Below are 16,170 nucleotides of genomic sequence, written 5' to 3'. Positions count from 1 at the left end.
CCTTTCGGGCCGCCGGGCGGCGATGGGCTAACCGTTATGGGCGGTCATCCACACCCTCTGCCTTGACCGGCGGGATCAGGTCTTCGCTGTTCAGGTTCAGCCAGATCAGTACCACGTTGGCGATGTAGATCGACGAGTAGGTACCGGCCATGACGCCGATGAACAGGGCCAGCGAGAAGCCGAACAGGTTGTCACCACCGAAGAACAGCAGCGCGGCAATGGCCAGCAAGGTCGAAACCGAGGTGGCGATGGTGCGCAGCAGGGTCTGGGTGGTGGAAACGTTGATGTTCTCGATCAGCGAAGCCTTGCGCATGACGCGGAAGTTTTCACGTACCCGGTCGAACACGACGATGGTGTCGTTCAGCGAGTAACCGATGATCGCCAGCACCGCCGCCAATACCGTCAGGTCGAAGGTGATCTGGAAGAACGACAGGATACCCAGGGTCACCACCACGTCGTGGATCAGCGAGATGATCGCGCCCACGGCGAACTTCCACTGGAAGCGGAAGGCCAGGTAGATAAGGATGCCGCCCAGGGCCAGGAGCATGCCCATGCCGCCCTGGTCGCGCAGTTCTTCACCCACCTGCGGGCCGACGAACTCGACACGCTTGAGCGTGGCCGGGTTGTCGCCGCCAGCCTTCTGCAGCGCGGCAGCTACCTTGTTGCCCAGCTGCGGGTCATCGCCCGGCATACGCACCAGCAGGTCAGTGGTAGCGCCAAAGCTCTGCACCACCGCCTCGTGGAAGCCGGAATCGACCAGCTCGGCACGTACCGCCTTGAGGTCGGCCGGGCGCTCGTAGGTCAGCTCGATCAGCGTACCGCCGGTGAAGTCCAGGCCGAAGTTCAGGCCCTTCTGCCACCAGCTGAACAGCGCCAGCACAGTGAGGAGCACGGTAATGGCGAACGCAACGTTGCGCACGCCCATGAAGTTGATGGTTTTCATCGCAGCTCCCTCAAACCCACAGCTTCTTGATGTCACGCCCGCCACAGGTCAGGTTGACCATTGCGCGGGTCACCATGACGGCGGTGAACATCGAGGTGAAAATCCCGAGGGACATGGTAACCGCAAAGCCCTTGACCGGGCCGGTACCCATGGCGAACAGGATGCCGCCGACCAGCAGGCTGGTCAGGTTGGCGTCGATGATCGCGGTGTAGGCGCGGTTGAAACCTTCGTGGATGGCGCGCTGTACCGACATGCCGGCTTTCAGCTCTTCGCGGATACGCGAGAAGATCAGCACGTTGGCGTCTACCGCCATACCCATGGTCAACACGATACCGGCAATACCCGGCAGGGTCAGGGTGGCGCCCAGCAACGACATCAAGGCCAGCAGCAGCACCATGTTGCCCGCCAGGGCGATGGTGGCGATCACGCCAAAGCCGCGATAGATGGCGATGATGAACAGCGAGACGAACAGCATGCCCCACAGCGACGCATCGATACCCTTGGTGATGTTGTCGGCACCCAGGCTTGGGCCAATGGTACGTTCTTCAGCGAAGTACATCGGCGCGGCCAGACCACCGGCACGCAGCAGCAGGGCCAGCTCGGACGATTCGCCCTGGCCGTTCAGGCCGGTGATGCGGAACTGGCTGCCCAGCGGCGACTGGATGGTCGCCAGGCTGATGATCTTCTTCTCTTCGACGAAGCTTTGTACGGCAACGTCCTTCTCGACGCCGTCGACGGTCTGCTTGACGTAGCGGGTAACCGGCTTCTGCTCGATGAAGATCACCGCCATGCTGCGGCCGACGTTGCTACGGGTAGCGCGGCTCATCAGCTCGCCGCCATGGCCATCCAGGCGGATGTTCACCTGTGGGCGACCGTGTTCGTCAAAGCTGGCCTGGGCGTCGGTAACCTGGTCACCGGTGATGATCAGGCCGCGCTCCACAGGGGCGGAACGGCCGCCCTCACGGAACTCGAACACCTCGGTAGTGGCCTTGGACGCGCCCGGCTCGGCACCGAAGCGGAACTCCAGGTTGGCGGTTTTACCAAGGATACGCTTGGCTTCGGCAGTGTCCTGCACGCCTGGCAGCTCGACCACGATACGGTTGGCGCCCTGACGCTGTACCAGCGGCTCGGCCACGCCCAACTCGTTGACGCGGTTGCGCACGGTGGTGAGGTTCTGCTTGATCGAGTATTCGCGGATTTCGGCGACTTTCGCCTGGGTCAGCGCCAGACGCAGCACCGCAAGCTCGTTGCGCTCGGTGGTGGTCAGGTCGAAATCATTGAAATTCTTGCGGATCAGGGCACGTGCCTGTTCGCGGGTGGCATCGTCAGAGAAGCCCAGCATGATGCCGCCATCCTGCTGAGGCAGGCTGCGGTAGCGGATGCGCTCTTTGCGCAGCAAGGTCTTGACCTCGCCTTCGTAGACTTTCATGCGGGCGCTCATGGCCTTGTCCATGTCCACTTCCAGCAGGAAGTGCACACCACCGGACAGGTCCAGGCCCAGCTTCATCGGGCTTGCACCCAGGTTGCGCAGCCATTGCGGGGTCGTCTGGGCCAGGTTCAGGGCCACGACGTAATCATCGCCCAGTGCCTTGCGCACGACATCCTTGGCAGGCAACTGGTCTTCCTGGTTGGTCAGGCGGATCAGCCCGCTGCCCTTCTCGCCCAGGCTGGTGCCCTTGACGGCGATCTTGGCATCGACCAGCGCCTTGCTGACGCGATCGAGGTCGGCCTGGTTTACCTGCAGCGCCGAGCTGGCACCGCTGATCTGCACCGCCGGGTCATCCGGGTACAGGTTGGGAGCGGAATAAATGAAACCGACCACCAGTACCAGCACGATCAGTGCATATTTCCACAGAGGGTATTTGTTCAGCATCACGCCGCCCGTTCAAGACGCGGGGCGCGTTGCGCGCCCCGACTGGAAAATAAAACCGGTAACTCAGATAGCCTTGAGCGTACCTTTTGGCAGGGTCGCAGCGATCGCGCCCTTCTGGAACTTCAGCTCGACAGTGTCGGACACTTCCAGTACCACGAAGTCATCGGTGACCTTGACGATCTTGCCGGCGATGCCGCCGTTGGTGACAACTTCGTCACCTTTCTGCAAGTTGCCCAGCAGGTTCTTCTGCTCTTTGGCACGCTTGGCCTGCGGGCGCCAGATCATCAGGTAGAAGATGACCAGGAAACCGACCAGGAAAATCCACTCGAAGCCGGTACCGGCTGGGCCAGCGGCAGGTGCTGCAGCGTCCGCGTATGCGGCGGGGATCAAGAAGCTCATTGGGCACTCCTAAGGTAATTTTCTAATAATGTGTGCGAACAGTCAGTCCAAAGGCGGTACGGGAAGCCCGCGCTTGGCGTAGAAGGCGTCGACAAAGGCGGCCAATTTACCCTGTTGAATAGCCTCGCGTAAACCGGCCATCAAGCGCTGGTAATGGCGCAAGTTGTGGATGGTATTCAGCATGCTGCTCAGCATTTCGCCGCACTTGTCCAGGTGATGGAGATAGGCGCGCGAGAAGTTGGTGCAGGTATAGCAGTCACAGGTCGGATCCAGCGGCGATTCATCGTGGCGATGGAACGCATTGCGGATCTTGATCACCCCTGTATCGACGAACAGATGACCGTTGCGCGCGTTACGCGTCGGCATCACGCAGTCGAACATGTCGACGCCGCGGCGCACACCCTCAACGAGATCTTCCGGTTTGCCTACCCCCATAAGGTAACGAGGTTTGTCAGCCGGCATCTGGCCCGGCAGGTAGTCCAGCACCTTGATCATTTCGTGCTTGGGCTCGCCGACCGACAGGCCGCCGATGGCCAGGCCGTCGAAACCGATGTTTTCCAGGCCTTCCAGCGAGCGCATGCGCAGGTCCTGGTACATGCCGCCCTGGACAATACCGAACAGCGCCGCAGTGTTGTCGGCATGGGCGTTCTTCGAGCGCTGGGCCCAGCGCAGCGACAGCTCCATGGAGGTGCGCGCCACATCATGCTCGGCCGGGTACGGGGTGCACTCGTCGAAGATCATCACCACGTCCGAGCCCAGGTCACGCTGCACCTGCATCGACTCTTCCGGGCCCATGAACACCTTCGAGCCATCGACCGGCGAGGCGAAGGTCACGCCCTCTTCCTTGATCTTGCGCATGGCGCCCAGGCTGAACACCTGGAAACCACCGGAGTCGGTGAGGATCGGGCCTTTCCACTGCATGAAGTCGTGCAGGCCGTTGTGCTTCTTGATCACCTCTGTGCCCGGGCGCAGCCACAGGTGGAAGGTGTTGCCGAGGATCATCTCGGCGCCAATGGCCTCGATATCACGTGGCAGCATGCCCTTGACCGTGCCGTAGGTACCCACCGGCATGAACGCCGGGGTTTCCACGGTGCCACGAGGGAAAGTGATGCGACCACGACGGGCCTTGCCGTCGGTGGCCAGCAGTTCGAAGGACATTCGACAGGTGCGACTCATGCTTGATCCTCGGGGCCGCGTGGCGCCGGATTGCGGGTGATGAACATGGCATCACCGTAACTGAAGAAGCGGTACCCCTGCTCGACCGCTGCCGCATAGGCGGCCATGGTCTCGGGGTAGCCGGCGAAGGCCGAAACCAGCATCAGCAGCGTGGACTCCGGCAGGTGGAAGTTGGTGACCAGGGCGTCGACCACATGGAACGGCCGGCCCGGGTAGATGAAGATGTCGGTATCGCCGCTGAAGGCCTTGAGCACGCCATCGCGCGCGGCGCTTTCCAGCGAACGCACGCTGGTGGTGCCGACCGCGATCACCCGGCCGCCACGGGCGCGGCAGGCCTCGATGGCATCCACCACGTCCTGGCTCACTTCGAGCCACTCTTTATGCATGTGGTGGTCTTCGATCTTGTCGACCCGCACCGGCTGGAAGGTGCCCGCGCCCACGTGCAGGGTGACGAAGGCGCGCTCGACGCCCTTGGCGGCGATTTTCTCGAGCAGCGCCTCATCGAAGTGCAGGCCTGCGGTAGGCGCAGCGACTGCACCGGCGCGCTGGGCGTACACGGTCTGGTAGCGCTCACGGTCGGCGCCCTCGTCGGGGCGGTCGATGTACGGCGGCAGCGGCATGTGGCCAACGCGGTCGAGCAGTGGCAGCACCTCTTCGGTGAAGCGCAGCTCGAACAGCGTGTCGTGGCGCGCGACCATTTCGGCCTCACCACCGCCATCGATGAGGATCACCGCGCCTTCTTTCGGCGCCTTGCTGGCACGCACATGGGCCAGCACCCGGTGGCTGTCGAGCACGCGCTCGACCAGCACTTCCAGCTTGCCGCCGGAGGCTTTCTGGCCAAACAATCGCGCCGGGATCACCCGGGTGTTGTTGAACACCATCAGGTCGCCGGGGCGCAGGTAGTCCAGCAGTTCGGGAAATTGCTGATGCGAGAGCGCGCCGCTCGGCCCATCGAGGACCAGCAGACGGCTGCCATGGCGCTCGGCCAATGGGTGGCGGGCGATCAGGGAATCGGGGAGTTCGAAGGAAAAATCGGCGACGCGCATGATGATGTTCGGTTCGGCAGGGCCGGGAAGTTTAGCCCAATGTGTGAAAATTGACCATGAAAGCCGATTGACCGACCAGCGGCACCTCTCTATACTGCGCGCCACTGCCCTGATGGCGGAATTGGTAGACGCGGCGGATTCAAAATCCGTTTTCGAAAGGAGTGGGAGTTCGAGTCTCCCTCGGGGCACCAAAATCCGGTAAAAAAACCGACCTTATGGTCGGTTTTTTTTCGTCTGCTAATCGGTGATCGCACCGCCGCCCCTCTTACACTCAACAGTAAGTTGCACAAAATGAAACTTTCTGTGCACCAATGTTGCTGCGGATCTACATTCGGCCCCAGCAGGCCCTGACCAACATTCCAGACTTCGCCTCGCGACAGCCTGCAGGTGTTCGGCTTCGGTTGGTTTTCGCCCATGAGATCGAGCGCCGCGCGGGCGGCGCTCGATGTCGGCAGCCCCACACGGCTAAAGCCAAACGCATGCAGGCCAAATCAACCCCCGATAACCCCCTTGCATCCAATGCGGATTAACTGACTGGCATTAACCTCATGATCATTTTTTTGTGCCCGACGATTTTGTCGGGCTGGGCACAAAATCTGTCAGGGACGAACCGCCGTCACCTCGATTTCAACACGCCAGGCTGGGTGCGCCAGGCCTGCAATCTGGAACGCCGAGCGCGCAGGAAGCACCGGCTGCTTGGCGGCTGGGCCAAAGAACTGGGTATAGCCGGCCATGAAACCGTCGAAATCCATCTTGCCGCCGTTCTCCGGCCCGCCCACCAGGAACACCTGCATCTTCACCACGTCAGTGAGGCCAAGACCCAGCGCTTTCAGTTGCTGCTGGATGCTTTCGAGCACATTGACGGTTTGTGCCTTGGTATCACCGTAGGCTTCCAGCGAATCCTTGGGCGCATCGGGATGGATCACCGACGGGACCGAGCCGCTCAGATAGACGACCGTTTTACCGGCTGGAATTTCTACCGCCGACGAGATCGGGAAGCTGCCTGCGTCATGGCGCACGATGTCTTTTGCGTGAACGCTGCCGGCAGCGGCTAAACCCAATGCCAATGCAGTAACGGTCTTGAAAGCGAATTTCATACTTTTCTCCTGATTGTTCATACAAGAATCTACACGCACCGATGATGCGCGTACGGGTCATTCCATTGCGGTATGTGTACTTAGAATCGGTACAGGCTGAACGGTTTGGGGTCCAGCACCGGCGCCTTGCCAAGCAGCAGGTCCGCCGTCAACTCGGACGACACCGGGCTCTCCGTCATGCCCCAACCGGTCGCGGTGTTGATGACCAGGCCTGGGTATTCGTTTACCTGCGAGATAATGGGGTTCTCATCCGGGGCGATGGCCATGGCACCGCTCCACTGATCGATCAACTTCGCATCCTTGAAAGCAGGGAACTCGACTTTGAGCTTTTCCAGTGACGCATCCAGCTCCGGAATATCCGGGGCCGCGGTCATCAGCCGGTTTTTCTCGAAGGGCGATACCTCGTCCAGCCGCCACTGCGTGGGCTGAGTGAACGAATCGATCAGTTGCCTGTTGAGTGAGATGTGCACCGGGAAGTCGGGGATGGCCAGCAACGGCAGGTATTTATAGCCATACATGAACGACTCTTTGACCACCGGAGCAACGACGACGCGCGGCGAGGTGGCGTATGTACCGTCGGCCTGCTCGCGGAAGTAGATGTTCCCGGGCAATGCAACGTTGCCCCCCGGTGCACGGGGTGCCGCGCTGATGATTTGCTGGGATTGGTAGGCGGGCAAGGTCGGCACATCGACCCCCAGGTTCTGCATGAACAGCCTGGACCAGGCGCCGCCGGCCACGACCACGCGAGACGTCCTGATGGCGCCCTTCTCGGTCACCACATCGGAGATGACACCGGCCTGGGTTTCCAGGCCCCTTGCGGCGCAGTGGGTGTAGATACGCACACCCACCTTCTTGGCGTACTCGGCCATGACAAACGATGCGCGCTCGGCGTCCAGGCTACCGGAGTCTTCCTCGAACCCTGCAACTTTCCAGCTCGACGACGCACCGCGCAGCCGCTGTTCGAGTTCACTACCCTGAATGATCCGGGTCTTGAAGGGATTGTCTGCGGCGACTTCACGGCTTTTGGCATCGATCCACTTTCTGACGCCTTCCAGGTCTTCTTCATCGAAAGGCACTTCAACCCGGCCTTGTGTGCGATAGCTGGTATCTGCACCCACTTTGGCATTCATCTCGCGCCAACGTTGCTTGGCAAGGTGGTGCAACTGGAACGTCGCATCCGGCATCTTGTAGGTCATGACCTGGCCGTAGAACCTGCAGGACTGCTCGCCGGCAATATCACCTTTTTCAACAACCACGACAGAGAGGCCACGTTCGACGAGATTGATCGCGGTCATGAGCCCCAGAATACCCGCACCAACCACTACCACGTCTGCCTGCTTGGGAAGTGCACCTTCGGTGCCTTCAACAAAGCCAAACCGCGGTTTGCCGGGGATCAACCTGCCTTCGCGGGTCAGCAAAGGGGTCAGAATGCCTGCGCCACCTGCGATAGCCACGACGCTGCCGCCGATCAAGAATTTACGCCTCGTCATTCCCATGACACTTTCCTTTCCTGGAGTTGCATGCCTGGCCGCCAGCCGCCGCAGTCAACTTTGCGGCCATCGCGTCAGGCGGATGGTTAACATTGAAGGGCGGCTATTTTGTTGATGACCCGGTGCCGGAAAAAGCGCTGAGGGCAAATACTTAGTTCAGCCATTTTGAAACTATCATGCAAGGGACATAAATAGTTGATATGGCGACACTCAATACGTGAAAGAGTGAAGTTGGTTTGGCGAGGAAGTTTTTTTAGTTTCGAAAGTTCGTAGGAGCGGCTTTTGCCGCGAACACCGGCGCAGCCGGTGCCATGCACCGCGGCGCCTGCTTCGCGGGTGAACGCGCTCCTACACAGACCGCGCTGGCCGTACATTCGGTGTGGGAGCCGCGCTTGCCGGCGATGGGCCGCGCAGCGGCCCCAACCTTACAAGTCACTGACAATCCGTCAAAATGGTGCCGCCTGTATTGGGGCTGCTGCGCAGCCCATCGCCGGCAAGCGCGGCTCCCACAGAGTCTTCATTTCTCGGGGAACCCGGCCAGCCGTTAGAAATCAGCCCGCAGGGTCACGCTGTAGTTGCGCGGATCACCGTAGTAGTTCGCCGCATACAACCAGCCGATACTGGAGTAATAGTTTTTGTCGAACAGGTTGTTGCCGTTCAACGAAACACTGAAGTTCTTGTTGACCTGATAGGCCACACGGGCATTCCAGATCGCATACCCGCCCTGCTCGATCTTCCCTACCCCATCGGTCCCACCGAAGTTGCCGTGATAATTGCGGCTCTGGATGTTGGCACCACCGCCCACGGTCCACGCGTCCAGCTCACCCGGCAGGTTGTAATCCGCCCAGAAGCGCAGCAGGTGCCGTGGCGTGTAGGTGTTGAAGGTACCGCCGGCTTCCGACTCGCCATCGGCCGGGTCGTTACGGAACTCGGTGTGGGTGTAGGTGTAGCCGGCAAACAGTTGCATGCGGTCCAGCACTTCACCACTGATCTCGGCGTCGAAGCCCTGGGTGCGGACCTTGCCGCCTGCCACGTAGCAGTTTTCACCGCCGTTATCCCCGCAAAGAGTGGCCTGGGCGCGGTTTTCCTGATCAACCTGGAACAGCGCGAAGCTGGTATTGACCCGGCCGTCGAACAGCTCACCTTTCAGGCCCATTTCATAGTTGGAACCGACAATGGGCTTCAGCGGCGCGTTATCCACACTCAGTTCGGTCTGCGGCTTGAAGATGTCGGCGTAGCTCACGTAGGCCGACCACTGATCGTTCAGCGCGTAGATCAGGCCACCATACGGCGTGAACTCGCCGGACTCGCGCGCGTGGGCCGGGGTTGGCGATGTGCCGTTGAAACGGTGCAATTCATAGTCGTAGCTGTAATTGCTGCTGCGCCCGCCCAGCACCAGGGTCAAGGGATCGCTGAGCTTGTAACGGGTTACCGCATAGATGCCGCTCTGACGGATCTTGCCCTTGGAGGTACCTGGGTAGGTGTTGGTGCCTTCTGCGCCCAGCAACTGATCCATGCTCGGCCGCTGTGGCGAGACTGGGTCATAGATGTTCATCGGGCCCAGGTTGATGAAACCGCCTTGCAGGTCATCCGTCTGCAGGTCGCTGGCGTTGGCCCCCACCACCACTTCGTGCTCACGGCCGAACGCGCGCCACTTGCCGGTCAGGTTGATGTCGCCGCCCTTGTTGATGTTTTCGAAGTCATACAGGTAGGCACGCGAACGCATGCCGTCGCCAGTGGCCGGGTCCACGGAGCCACGGCCAAAGCTGTAGAGGATGTAGTTGGTTTCCCGCATGTAGCTGCCAGAGGCTTTCAGGCGCCAGTCTTCGTTGAAGTCATGGGTAACATCAGCAAAGTACGTAGTCTGCTTGTTGTCCCACTTGTTCCAGTCCGCGCCGGTGAAGGTCGAACGGCTGACGTTGACGCCGCTGCCGTCCTTGTTGCGCGGCAGGCCGCTGAAGAATGGCGTGGAATGCAGGTCTTCCACGCTGGCGCCCGCCGCTACCGTGGTGGCATCGCTGAGGTCGTATTCAAGAATGCCGTAGAGCATTTTCTTGCGGCTTTCGGCGGTGTCATAGTAGTAGTTCTGGTCTTCATGGCCGGCCACCAGGCGGCCTCGCAGCGAGCCATCGGCATTGAGCGGGGCACTGCCATCGATGGTCTGGCGGTAGGTATCCCAGGAGCCGGCGCTGGCCGTTACCGACAGCGATGGCTCGGCTTTAGGCCGCTTGCGCACCAGGTTGATCGCCGCGCCGGGGTTGCCGCTGCCCTGCAACAGGCCATTGGCGCCGCGCAGGATCTCGACCCGGTCATACAACAGGGTGTCGGAGGTGAAGCTGCTGCCGATGGCGTAGTAGCGACGGTCGAGCGGCACACCGTCGTACTGGATGGTTTCCACTTCAAAGCCACGTGAGTAGATGTACTTACCGCCTGACGGGCTTTGCAGGGTGGTGATACCGGTGGTTTTTTCCAGCACTTCGTCCAGGGTGTCGAGACGCTGGTCGTCCATGGCCTTGCGCGTGACCACGCTGACCGATTGCGGGATGTCCTTGAGGCGGTGGGTGCCCTTGCCGATGGTAACGGCGCCGGCGGTGTAGCTGCCCGAACCTTCGGTGGTTGCGTTGTCCTGGATACCGTTGATGTTCAAGGGCTCCAGGTTCAGGGCCTCACCACCGGAAGCGGCGCTCAGCGGCAGTGGCTGCAGGCCGTAGACGTTGTTGCCGCGACGCACCGCTTGCAGGCCGGTACCCGCCAGCAATTGCTGGAAACCTTCCTCGATAGCGTACTGCCCCTGCAGCCCCGGGCTGGACAGGCCACGGGTAAGCTCCGAGGTGTATTGCAGGGTAAATCCTCCCTCACTGGCAAAGCGAGCCAGTACCTGGGCCAGGCTGCCGGACGCGATGCTATAGGCCTGCGGCGCCTGCACGGGCGCGGCCAGGGCATGCACGCCGGCACCTTGCAACGCGATAGCCAGTGCACTCAAGGCGAGTACACGTCGGTAACCCGGCACACGCGCTTTGCCGATGCCGAAATCGGTCGTGGCGACCGGTGAAGAAGAGCGGATCATTGAGAAATTGTCCCTTTATGTGTGGCAGTTCCACAGGTAAGGACTGATGAGTTGCGAAAACGGGCCAATTCTCATTAACGTTGTTTTACCGTGACCCAGTAGCGGGTGCGGTAATCCACTTGCACCGGCAATGTGGCGGGCAGCGCAGCGAGAATGGCGTCGGTGTTTTCCAGCTGGAAGGCGCCACTGATCAGCAATTGCGCCGCATCGGGCTGGCAGCGCAGCCAGCCGGGTCGATAACGCCCCAGCTCGCCAAGGAACTCGCGCAAGGGCATCTCGTCGACCACCAGCTGACCGCGAGTCCACTGGCTGTCCTGCTCACGCGAAGGGGCAACGGCGCCCTCCCCGCTGCCATCGAACGTGACCTGCTGGCCGGCGGCAAGGATTTGCCGTGGCCCATGGTTTGGCGTAACCAGCACCGCGCCCTCAAATACGGCCAGCTGGGTCGCGCCCTCGCGCTGGCGGACCAGAAAACGAGTCCCCATAGCTTCCATCAGCCCCTGTTCGCTGGTAACCCTCAGTGGCCGATGCCGGGGGCTGCTGGTGTCCGGCCCACTTTCGATCAGGATCTCGCCACGGCGCAGGCTGATCAGGCGTTGCCGGGCATCGAAATCCACATCCACAGCGGTATCGGTATTCAGGTCCAGCAATGTGCCATCGGCCAGCGTCAGCTGTTTGTGCTGGCCAACACCGGTCGCGTAGGCGTACTGAGGCACGACCTGGCGATAACCCACGTAGCCAAGGGGCGCGACGATGGCCAACGCCAGCATCTGCTTCATCACCTGGCGGCGCTCGCGGTTCAAGGTGCCCATGGCCAGTTGTTGCGGCAGCAGGCCCAGCTGCGCTTGCACACGCAAGGCTTTCTGCCAGGCCCGTTCATGCTCGGGTGCGGCGGCACGCCAGCGGCTGCAAGCATCACGCTGGGCCGGGCTGACAGCGGCGTCGAGCATCAGCATGTGCCAGTTGGCGGCTTGCCTGGCCACCTCCGGGGTAATGCGCGGCTGCGGGCTGGCCATCAGACGTCTTCGTCGAACAGGATGCAGGCTTCCAGGGCGTTGGCCATGTGCCGCTTGACCGTGCGTTCGCCAATGCCCAGGCGGCGCGCCACCTCGATGTAGGTCAGGCCCTCCAGTTGCACCAGCAGGAACACCGAACGCACCACGGGTTTGAAGGTGTCGAGCAGTGCGTCCAGCTGCTGCAAGGTTTCGCGCATTTCCCATTGGTCTTCGGCGGACAGCGCGAACAACTCAGGCAATTGCGCGAGCATTTCCAGGTAGGCGCGCTCCAGTGACTGGCGGCGGAAATGGTCGTAGACCAGGCGCCGGCTGACCGTTGCCAGGTAGGCCCGGGGGCGTTGCAGGCTGAGGCTGGCGCCCGCCTTCTGCTGGGCCTGGAGTATGCGCAGGAAGGTGTCCTGTGCCAGGTCAGCAGCTTGCGCCGAACAGCCCAGCCGGCGGTACAGCCACTGCTTGAGCCACCCATTGTGCTCGGCATAGACCTGACTCAGATCGTCGTTAATCACGGGCATCCCTCCTGGCAAGGCTGGCACCTTAGATGATAACGATTATCAGATCAATTGTTCCTGTGCTGCCCCTATCGCCGGCAAGCCAGCTCCCACAGGGAACGCGCTGGGCCTAAGGTGTATGCGGTCGATGTGGGAGCGGCCTTGCGTCGCGAAAGGGCCGCATAGCGGCCCCAGAGATTTCAGCGTTGACCTCAAGACCGTGGGGCTGCTGCGCAGCCCTATCGCGACACAAGGCCGCTCCCACAAAGACCACATCGGCCATGAGCCTTGTGCAGTACCTGGGGGTGACTTGCCGGCGATAGGGCCAGTACAGGGAAAATTTGGCGGCACACCAATGGCTACAAGCGCTGCAGCCATATCCGCATTCTATTGGCCGCCCACCTGACTAGCACTTAAGCTGTCATTCGTCGGATATATGCCGAAAGTATTGTTAGCGTAATAGCACTTAGCCATAGTTGCGCTCCCATCCCACCACGCCCTGTGTGACACATGAAAACAACCGCGCCCTGTATGGCGGCAATGATGCTGCTCAGTGGGTGCAATGGAGTGCCAACGTCGTACGTTTCAGATCCCGTCTACAGCCAGGCTTTCGTGGTTACCTCCGGTGCCCCGCTGCCCATGTTGCTGATGGCCAGCGCCATCCAGTGGAACGAGGATTACGCAGTAACCGCCAAACACACCCCCTTCCTGCGCAACGTAGTCCACGAGGGCCTCGGTGACGTGGTGTTCTTCAAACACAAGGCAAGCAACGTGCCGCTCTGGCGCCAGTACGTGCCGGGGGAAGCCGTGACGGCGGTGGGTTTCAACAGCTTCATGATGCCGATGCAAGGCAAGGGCCATGCAATGCCAACGCTGGTAAGGCTTGAAGGCACGCCAGGCAGCGTCTTCTACTCGGTGCACGACGGCCCGATCACCAAAGGCATGTCGGGTGGGCCAGTGTTCGCCGATGACGGCAAAGTGGTCGGGATCAATGTCGCCATCATCCCTACGAGCGAAATCGATGCCGGCAAGCGCCCGGACCTGGCCGGCAAGGAGCGCATCAGCGTGTTCATGGCGTTCAACGAGATCGACAAGGAATGGCGGCGCTTCCAGTACCTGACAGCGCACAAGGGCAAGCCTCAGGCACCGGCTTCGGTCAAAGGCTACGTGGCGGTTGCCGCCAAGCCGTGAGGCAGGCCGGGTCGCGTTTGTGGATGGAAAGCGGCTTATGATGTGAGGCTGATGGCCTCTTCGCGGGTGAACCCGCTCCCACAGGTAGTGCACAGGCCTCAAATCCTGTGCAGGTCCTGTGGGAGCGGGTTCACCCGCGAAGAGGCCCTGACAGCCAGCGCAAGAAGGACCTGCCATGCACCTGAGCCACCGCCCCGTCCAGCCAGACGACATCCCCGCCATCTGCAGCTTCCCGCAAAGCCCGGACGAGCTGTTCTACATGTTCCCCAAAGCCACCTACCCCCTCACCCCGCCCCAGCTGAGCGAGGCCATCGCCCAACGCAGCGGCTCCACGGTGGTTGAAAGCAACGGCACGCTCCTGGCCTTCGCCAACTTCTACAAGGCCGAACACGGCGGCGTGTGCGCCCTCGGCAATGTCGTCGTGGCCCCCGCCGCACGCGGCCATGGCGTGGCGCGCTACCTGGTATCGGCCATGATCGACCTGGCCCGCCAGCAATACGCTGCCCGGGAGGTGTGGGTGTCCTGCTTCAACCACAATACCGCCGGCCTGCTGCTTTATCCGCAACTGGGCTTTGTGCCGTTCGGCATCGAGGAGCGGCAGGCCTGGGATGGCAAGCGGGTGGCGCTGGTGCAGATGAGGCAGGTGTTCAGCTAACGGGGCACGGCATGCGGCTGGACGAGAAGGTCGACACCCAAGGCTCGAATGACTTTCAAGACAGTGTCAAACCGCGGCTTTGCGCCAGGGCTCAGAGCCTTGTAAAGGCTTTCTCTGCCCAAACCGCTTTCAGCAGCGATCTGGGTCATCCCTCGTGCACGCGCGATATGCCCCAATGCTCGAATGATTTCCTCGGTATCACCATCTGATAGCACCTGGCTAAGGTACTCACTGATAGCCTCATCACTGCCCAACAGCGCTGCAATATCAAACGGAATCAGTTTTTCGCTCATTTCATCTCCTTCAGCAGCTTTCTGGCCTTGAGAATATCGGCAGCTTGTGTGGACTTGTCGCCGCCAACCAGCAAAACAACCAGCTTGTTTCCCTTTTGCGTGAAATAGACGCGATACCCGGCTGCCACATCGACACGCAGCTCACCAATACCGCCTCCAAGCCATTTGAAGTCACCTAGATTGCCCATCGCCGCTCGCTCCAGCCTGCGACCAATCGCAAGCTGAGCCCTTAAATCTCTCAAGCTGGACAGCCAAGCTGCAAAACTCTCCGTCTGTTCTACGAGAAACACCAAGCGCTCACCCAATCGTATCCGTACGGATACACCCTTTTCAAGTATTGAAGTGTTCAACTCTGTCGTTCCTCAGCCGTGATGGGAATTCAGGCACTTCTCATAACTCGGTCAGACTTTTCTTTTCACATAAGCGCCTAAATCCCTTGCAACATTCGGCATCCGAACCTTCGACGCCCCTCGACGTCCGATCCTGCATCCCCTGCATTCCGAGGTACCCCCGCGTGAAAGACGTCATCGCCCGCAAGTACCGCCTGGTGGTCAAGACCATCGGCTACATCGGCTGGTCGCTGTTCTGGCTGCTGATCTGGGATGTGCTGGTCACCATCGACTTCATGCTGTTCTTCAACAGCAAGTTCACCTTGCCGCTGATCCCGTTGACCTTGCTGGGCTCGGCGCTGGTGGTGCTGGTGAGCTTTCGCAACAGCAGCGCCTACAACCGCTGGTGGGAGGCGCGCACGTTGTGGGGTGCGCTGGTGAACAGCTCGCGCAGTTTTGCGCGGCAGACGCTGACCCTGATCGATGACCCTGACGACGGCCTGAACCCGGTCAAGGCCAGCCTGCTGCGCCGGCATATCGCCTATGTGAATTGCCTGGCGGCGCACCTGAAGGGTGAACCCTGCCCGGACGAGCTGATGGCCTTTATCCCGCCTGCGGAGTTCGAACGGCGCAACCGCTCGAACAACTTCGCCAACGACATTCTCGGTGGCTCGGCGGCCCTGTTGGCGCGGGAATACCAGGCCGGGCGGCTGGACAGCATTCGCCTGGCACGGCTGGAGTCGACGCTGGTGGACTTGTCCAATGCCCAAGGTGGCATGGAGCGGATTGCCAATACGCCGCTGCCCTATCCCTATGTGTATTTTCCGCGGCTGTTCATTACCCTTTTCTGTTTGATCGTGCCGGTGGGGCTGGTGGAGTCGCTGGGCTGGTTCACGCCGCTGGCTTCGACGGTGGTGGGGTTCATGTTGCTGGCCATTGAGCGGATCGGCACGGATTTGCAGAGCCCGTTCAGGTTCAGTGAGCACCAGATCCAGATGGACACCATTTGCGAGACGATCGAGCGCAACCTGGAGTCGATGCAGCGGGAGGCGCAGTGTGCCGAGGTTGTGGGGGCCTGATGGATTTTGGGGCTGCTTTGCAGCCCTT

The 16,170-nt window shown here is 61.0% G+C and carries 15 protein-coding genes and 1 tRNA gene; 4 read left to right on the top strand and 12 right to left on the bottom strand.

The window, feature by feature from the left end:
* Positions 1–34: 34 nt before the first annotated feature.
* The 5 genes from secF to queA form a co-directional block, all read right to left on the bottom strand.
* Positions 35–943, bottom strand: a complete 909-nt coding sequence (gene secF, locus IAE39_RS01210) for a protein translocase subunit SecF (protein WP_201198610.1) — start codon at positions 941–943, stop codon at positions 35–37.
* A gap of 10 nt (positions 944–953) precedes the next feature.
* The gene (gene secD / locus IAE39_RS01205) at positions 954–2,816 is read right to left on the bottom strand and encodes a protein translocase subunit SecD (RefSeq protein ID WP_201198609.1); all 1,863 of its coding nucleotides are present in this window, start codon (positions 2,814–2,816) and stop codon (positions 954–956) included.
* Positions 2,817–2,879: 63 nt separating this feature from the next.
* Positions 2,880–3,215: a preprotein translocase subunit YajC gene (yajC, locus tag IAE39_RS01200; protein WP_027595530.1), complete on the bottom strand. Its 336-nt coding sequence runs from the start codon at positions 3,213–3,215 to the stop codon at positions 2,880–2,882.
* A 42-nt stretch (positions 3,216–3,257) separates the two neighbouring features.
* The gene (gene tgt, locus IAE39_RS01195; RefSeq protein WP_014589748.1) at positions 3,258–4,373 is read right to left on the bottom strand and encodes a tRNA guanosine(34) transglycosylase Tgt; all 1,116 of its coding nucleotides are present in this window, start codon (positions 4,371–4,373) and stop codon (positions 3,258–3,260) included.
* A 14-nt stretch (positions 4,374–4,387) separates the two neighbouring features.
* Positions 4,388–5,437, bottom strand: coding sequence for a tRNA preQ1(34) S-adenosylmethionine ribosyltransferase-isomerase QueA (gene queA / locus IAE39_RS01190; protein WP_201198607.1), 1,050 nt, complete (start codon positions 5,435–5,437; stop codon positions 4,388–4,390).
* A 106-nt stretch (positions 5,438–5,543) separates the two neighbouring features.
* On the opposite strand from queA, the gene IAE39_RS01185 reads away from it, so the two are divergent.
* Positions 5,544–5,628, top strand: a tRNA-Leu gene (locus IAE39_RS01185).
* A gap of 408 nt (positions 5,629–6,036) precedes the next feature.
* Here the strand turns inward: IAE39_RS01185 and IAE39_RS01180 are convergent.
* From IAE39_RS01180 to IAE39_RS01160, 5 genes are all read right to left on the bottom strand, one after another.
* The gene (locus tag IAE39_RS01180) at positions 6,037–6,534 is read right to left on the bottom strand and encodes a RidA family protein (RefSeq protein WP_201198605.1); all 498 of its coding nucleotides are present in this window, start codon (positions 6,532–6,534) and stop codon (positions 6,037–6,039) included.
* Positions 6,535–6,614: 80 nt separating this feature from the next.
* Positions 6,615–8,030 carry an NAD(P)/FAD-dependent oxidoreductase gene (locus tag IAE39_RS01175; RefSeq protein WP_236548337.1) on the bottom strand — a complete coding sequence of 472 codons (1,416 nt, stop codon included), beginning with the start codon at positions 8,028–8,030 and terminating at the stop codon, positions 6,615–6,617.
* 538 nt (positions 8,031–8,568) lie between these two features.
* Entirely contained in the window at positions 8,569–11,091 is a 2,523-nt protein-coding gene (locus IAE39_RS01170; protein WP_201198604.1) for a TonB-dependent siderophore receptor, read from the bottom strand.
* A gap of 74 nt (positions 11,092–11,165) precedes the next feature.
* Complete coding sequence (locus tag IAE39_RS01165) at positions 11,166–12,107, bottom strand: FecR domain-containing protein (protein WP_201198603.1); 942 nt, start codon at positions 12,105–12,107, stop codon at positions 11,166–11,168.
* Entirely contained in the window at positions 12,107–12,613 is a 507-nt protein-coding gene (locus IAE39_RS01160) for a sigma-70 family RNA polymerase sigma factor (RefSeq protein ID WP_201198602.1), read from the bottom strand. Before IAE39_RS01160 ends, IAE39_RS01165 begins: the two co-directional genes overlap by 1 nt.
* 525 nt (positions 12,614–13,138) lie before the next feature.
* Between IAE39_RS01160 and IAE39_RS01155 the strand changes: the two genes are divergently transcribed.
* Positions 13,139–13,786 (top strand): trypsin-like peptidase domain-containing protein, encoded by a 648-nt coding sequence (locus IAE39_RS01155; RefSeq protein WP_201198601.1) that lies wholly within the window; start codon positions 13,139–13,141, stop codon positions 13,784–13,786.
* Positions 13,787–13,961: 175 nt separating this feature from the next.
* Positions 13,962–14,441: a GNAT family N-acetyltransferase gene (locus IAE39_RS01150; protein WP_201198600.1), complete on the top strand. Its 480-nt coding sequence runs from the start codon at positions 13,962–13,964 to the stop codon at positions 14,439–14,441.
* On the opposite strand, the gene IAE39_RS01145 is transcribed toward IAE39_RS01150, so the two are convergent.
* Both IAE39_RS01145 and IAE39_RS01140 read right to left on the bottom strand, forming a co-directional pair.
* Entirely contained in the window at positions 14,438–14,734 is a 297-nt protein-coding gene (locus IAE39_RS01145; protein WP_201198599.1) for an addiction module antidote protein, read from the bottom strand. The two genes, IAE39_RS01150 and IAE39_RS01145, sit on opposite strands and share 4 nt — an antisense overlap.
* Complete coding sequence (locus IAE39_RS01140) at positions 14,731–15,024, bottom strand: type II toxin-antitoxin system RelE/ParE family toxin (RefSeq protein WP_201198806.1); 294 nt, start codon at positions 15,022–15,024, stop codon at positions 14,731–14,733. Before IAE39_RS01140 ends, IAE39_RS01145 begins: the two co-directional genes overlap by 4 nt.
* A 224-nt stretch (positions 15,025–15,248) precedes the next feature.
* On the opposite strand from IAE39_RS01140, the gene IAE39_RS01135 reads away from it, so the two are divergent.
* Positions 15,249–16,142, top strand: coding sequence for a bestrophin family protein (locus IAE39_RS01135; RefSeq protein WP_201198598.1), 894 nt, complete (start codon positions 15,249–15,251; stop codon positions 16,140–16,142).
* Positions 16,143–16,170 lie beyond the last annotated feature (28 nt).

This window comes from Pseudomonas sp. S37 (genome assembly GCF_016658545.1).
Classification (GTDB): domain Bacteria; phylum Pseudomonadota; class Gammaproteobacteria; order Pseudomonadales; family Pseudomonadaceae; genus Aquipseudomonas.
The sequence above is the reverse complement of the archived record's forward strand: the minus strand, read 5'-3'. Positions and strand labels throughout refer to the sequence as shown.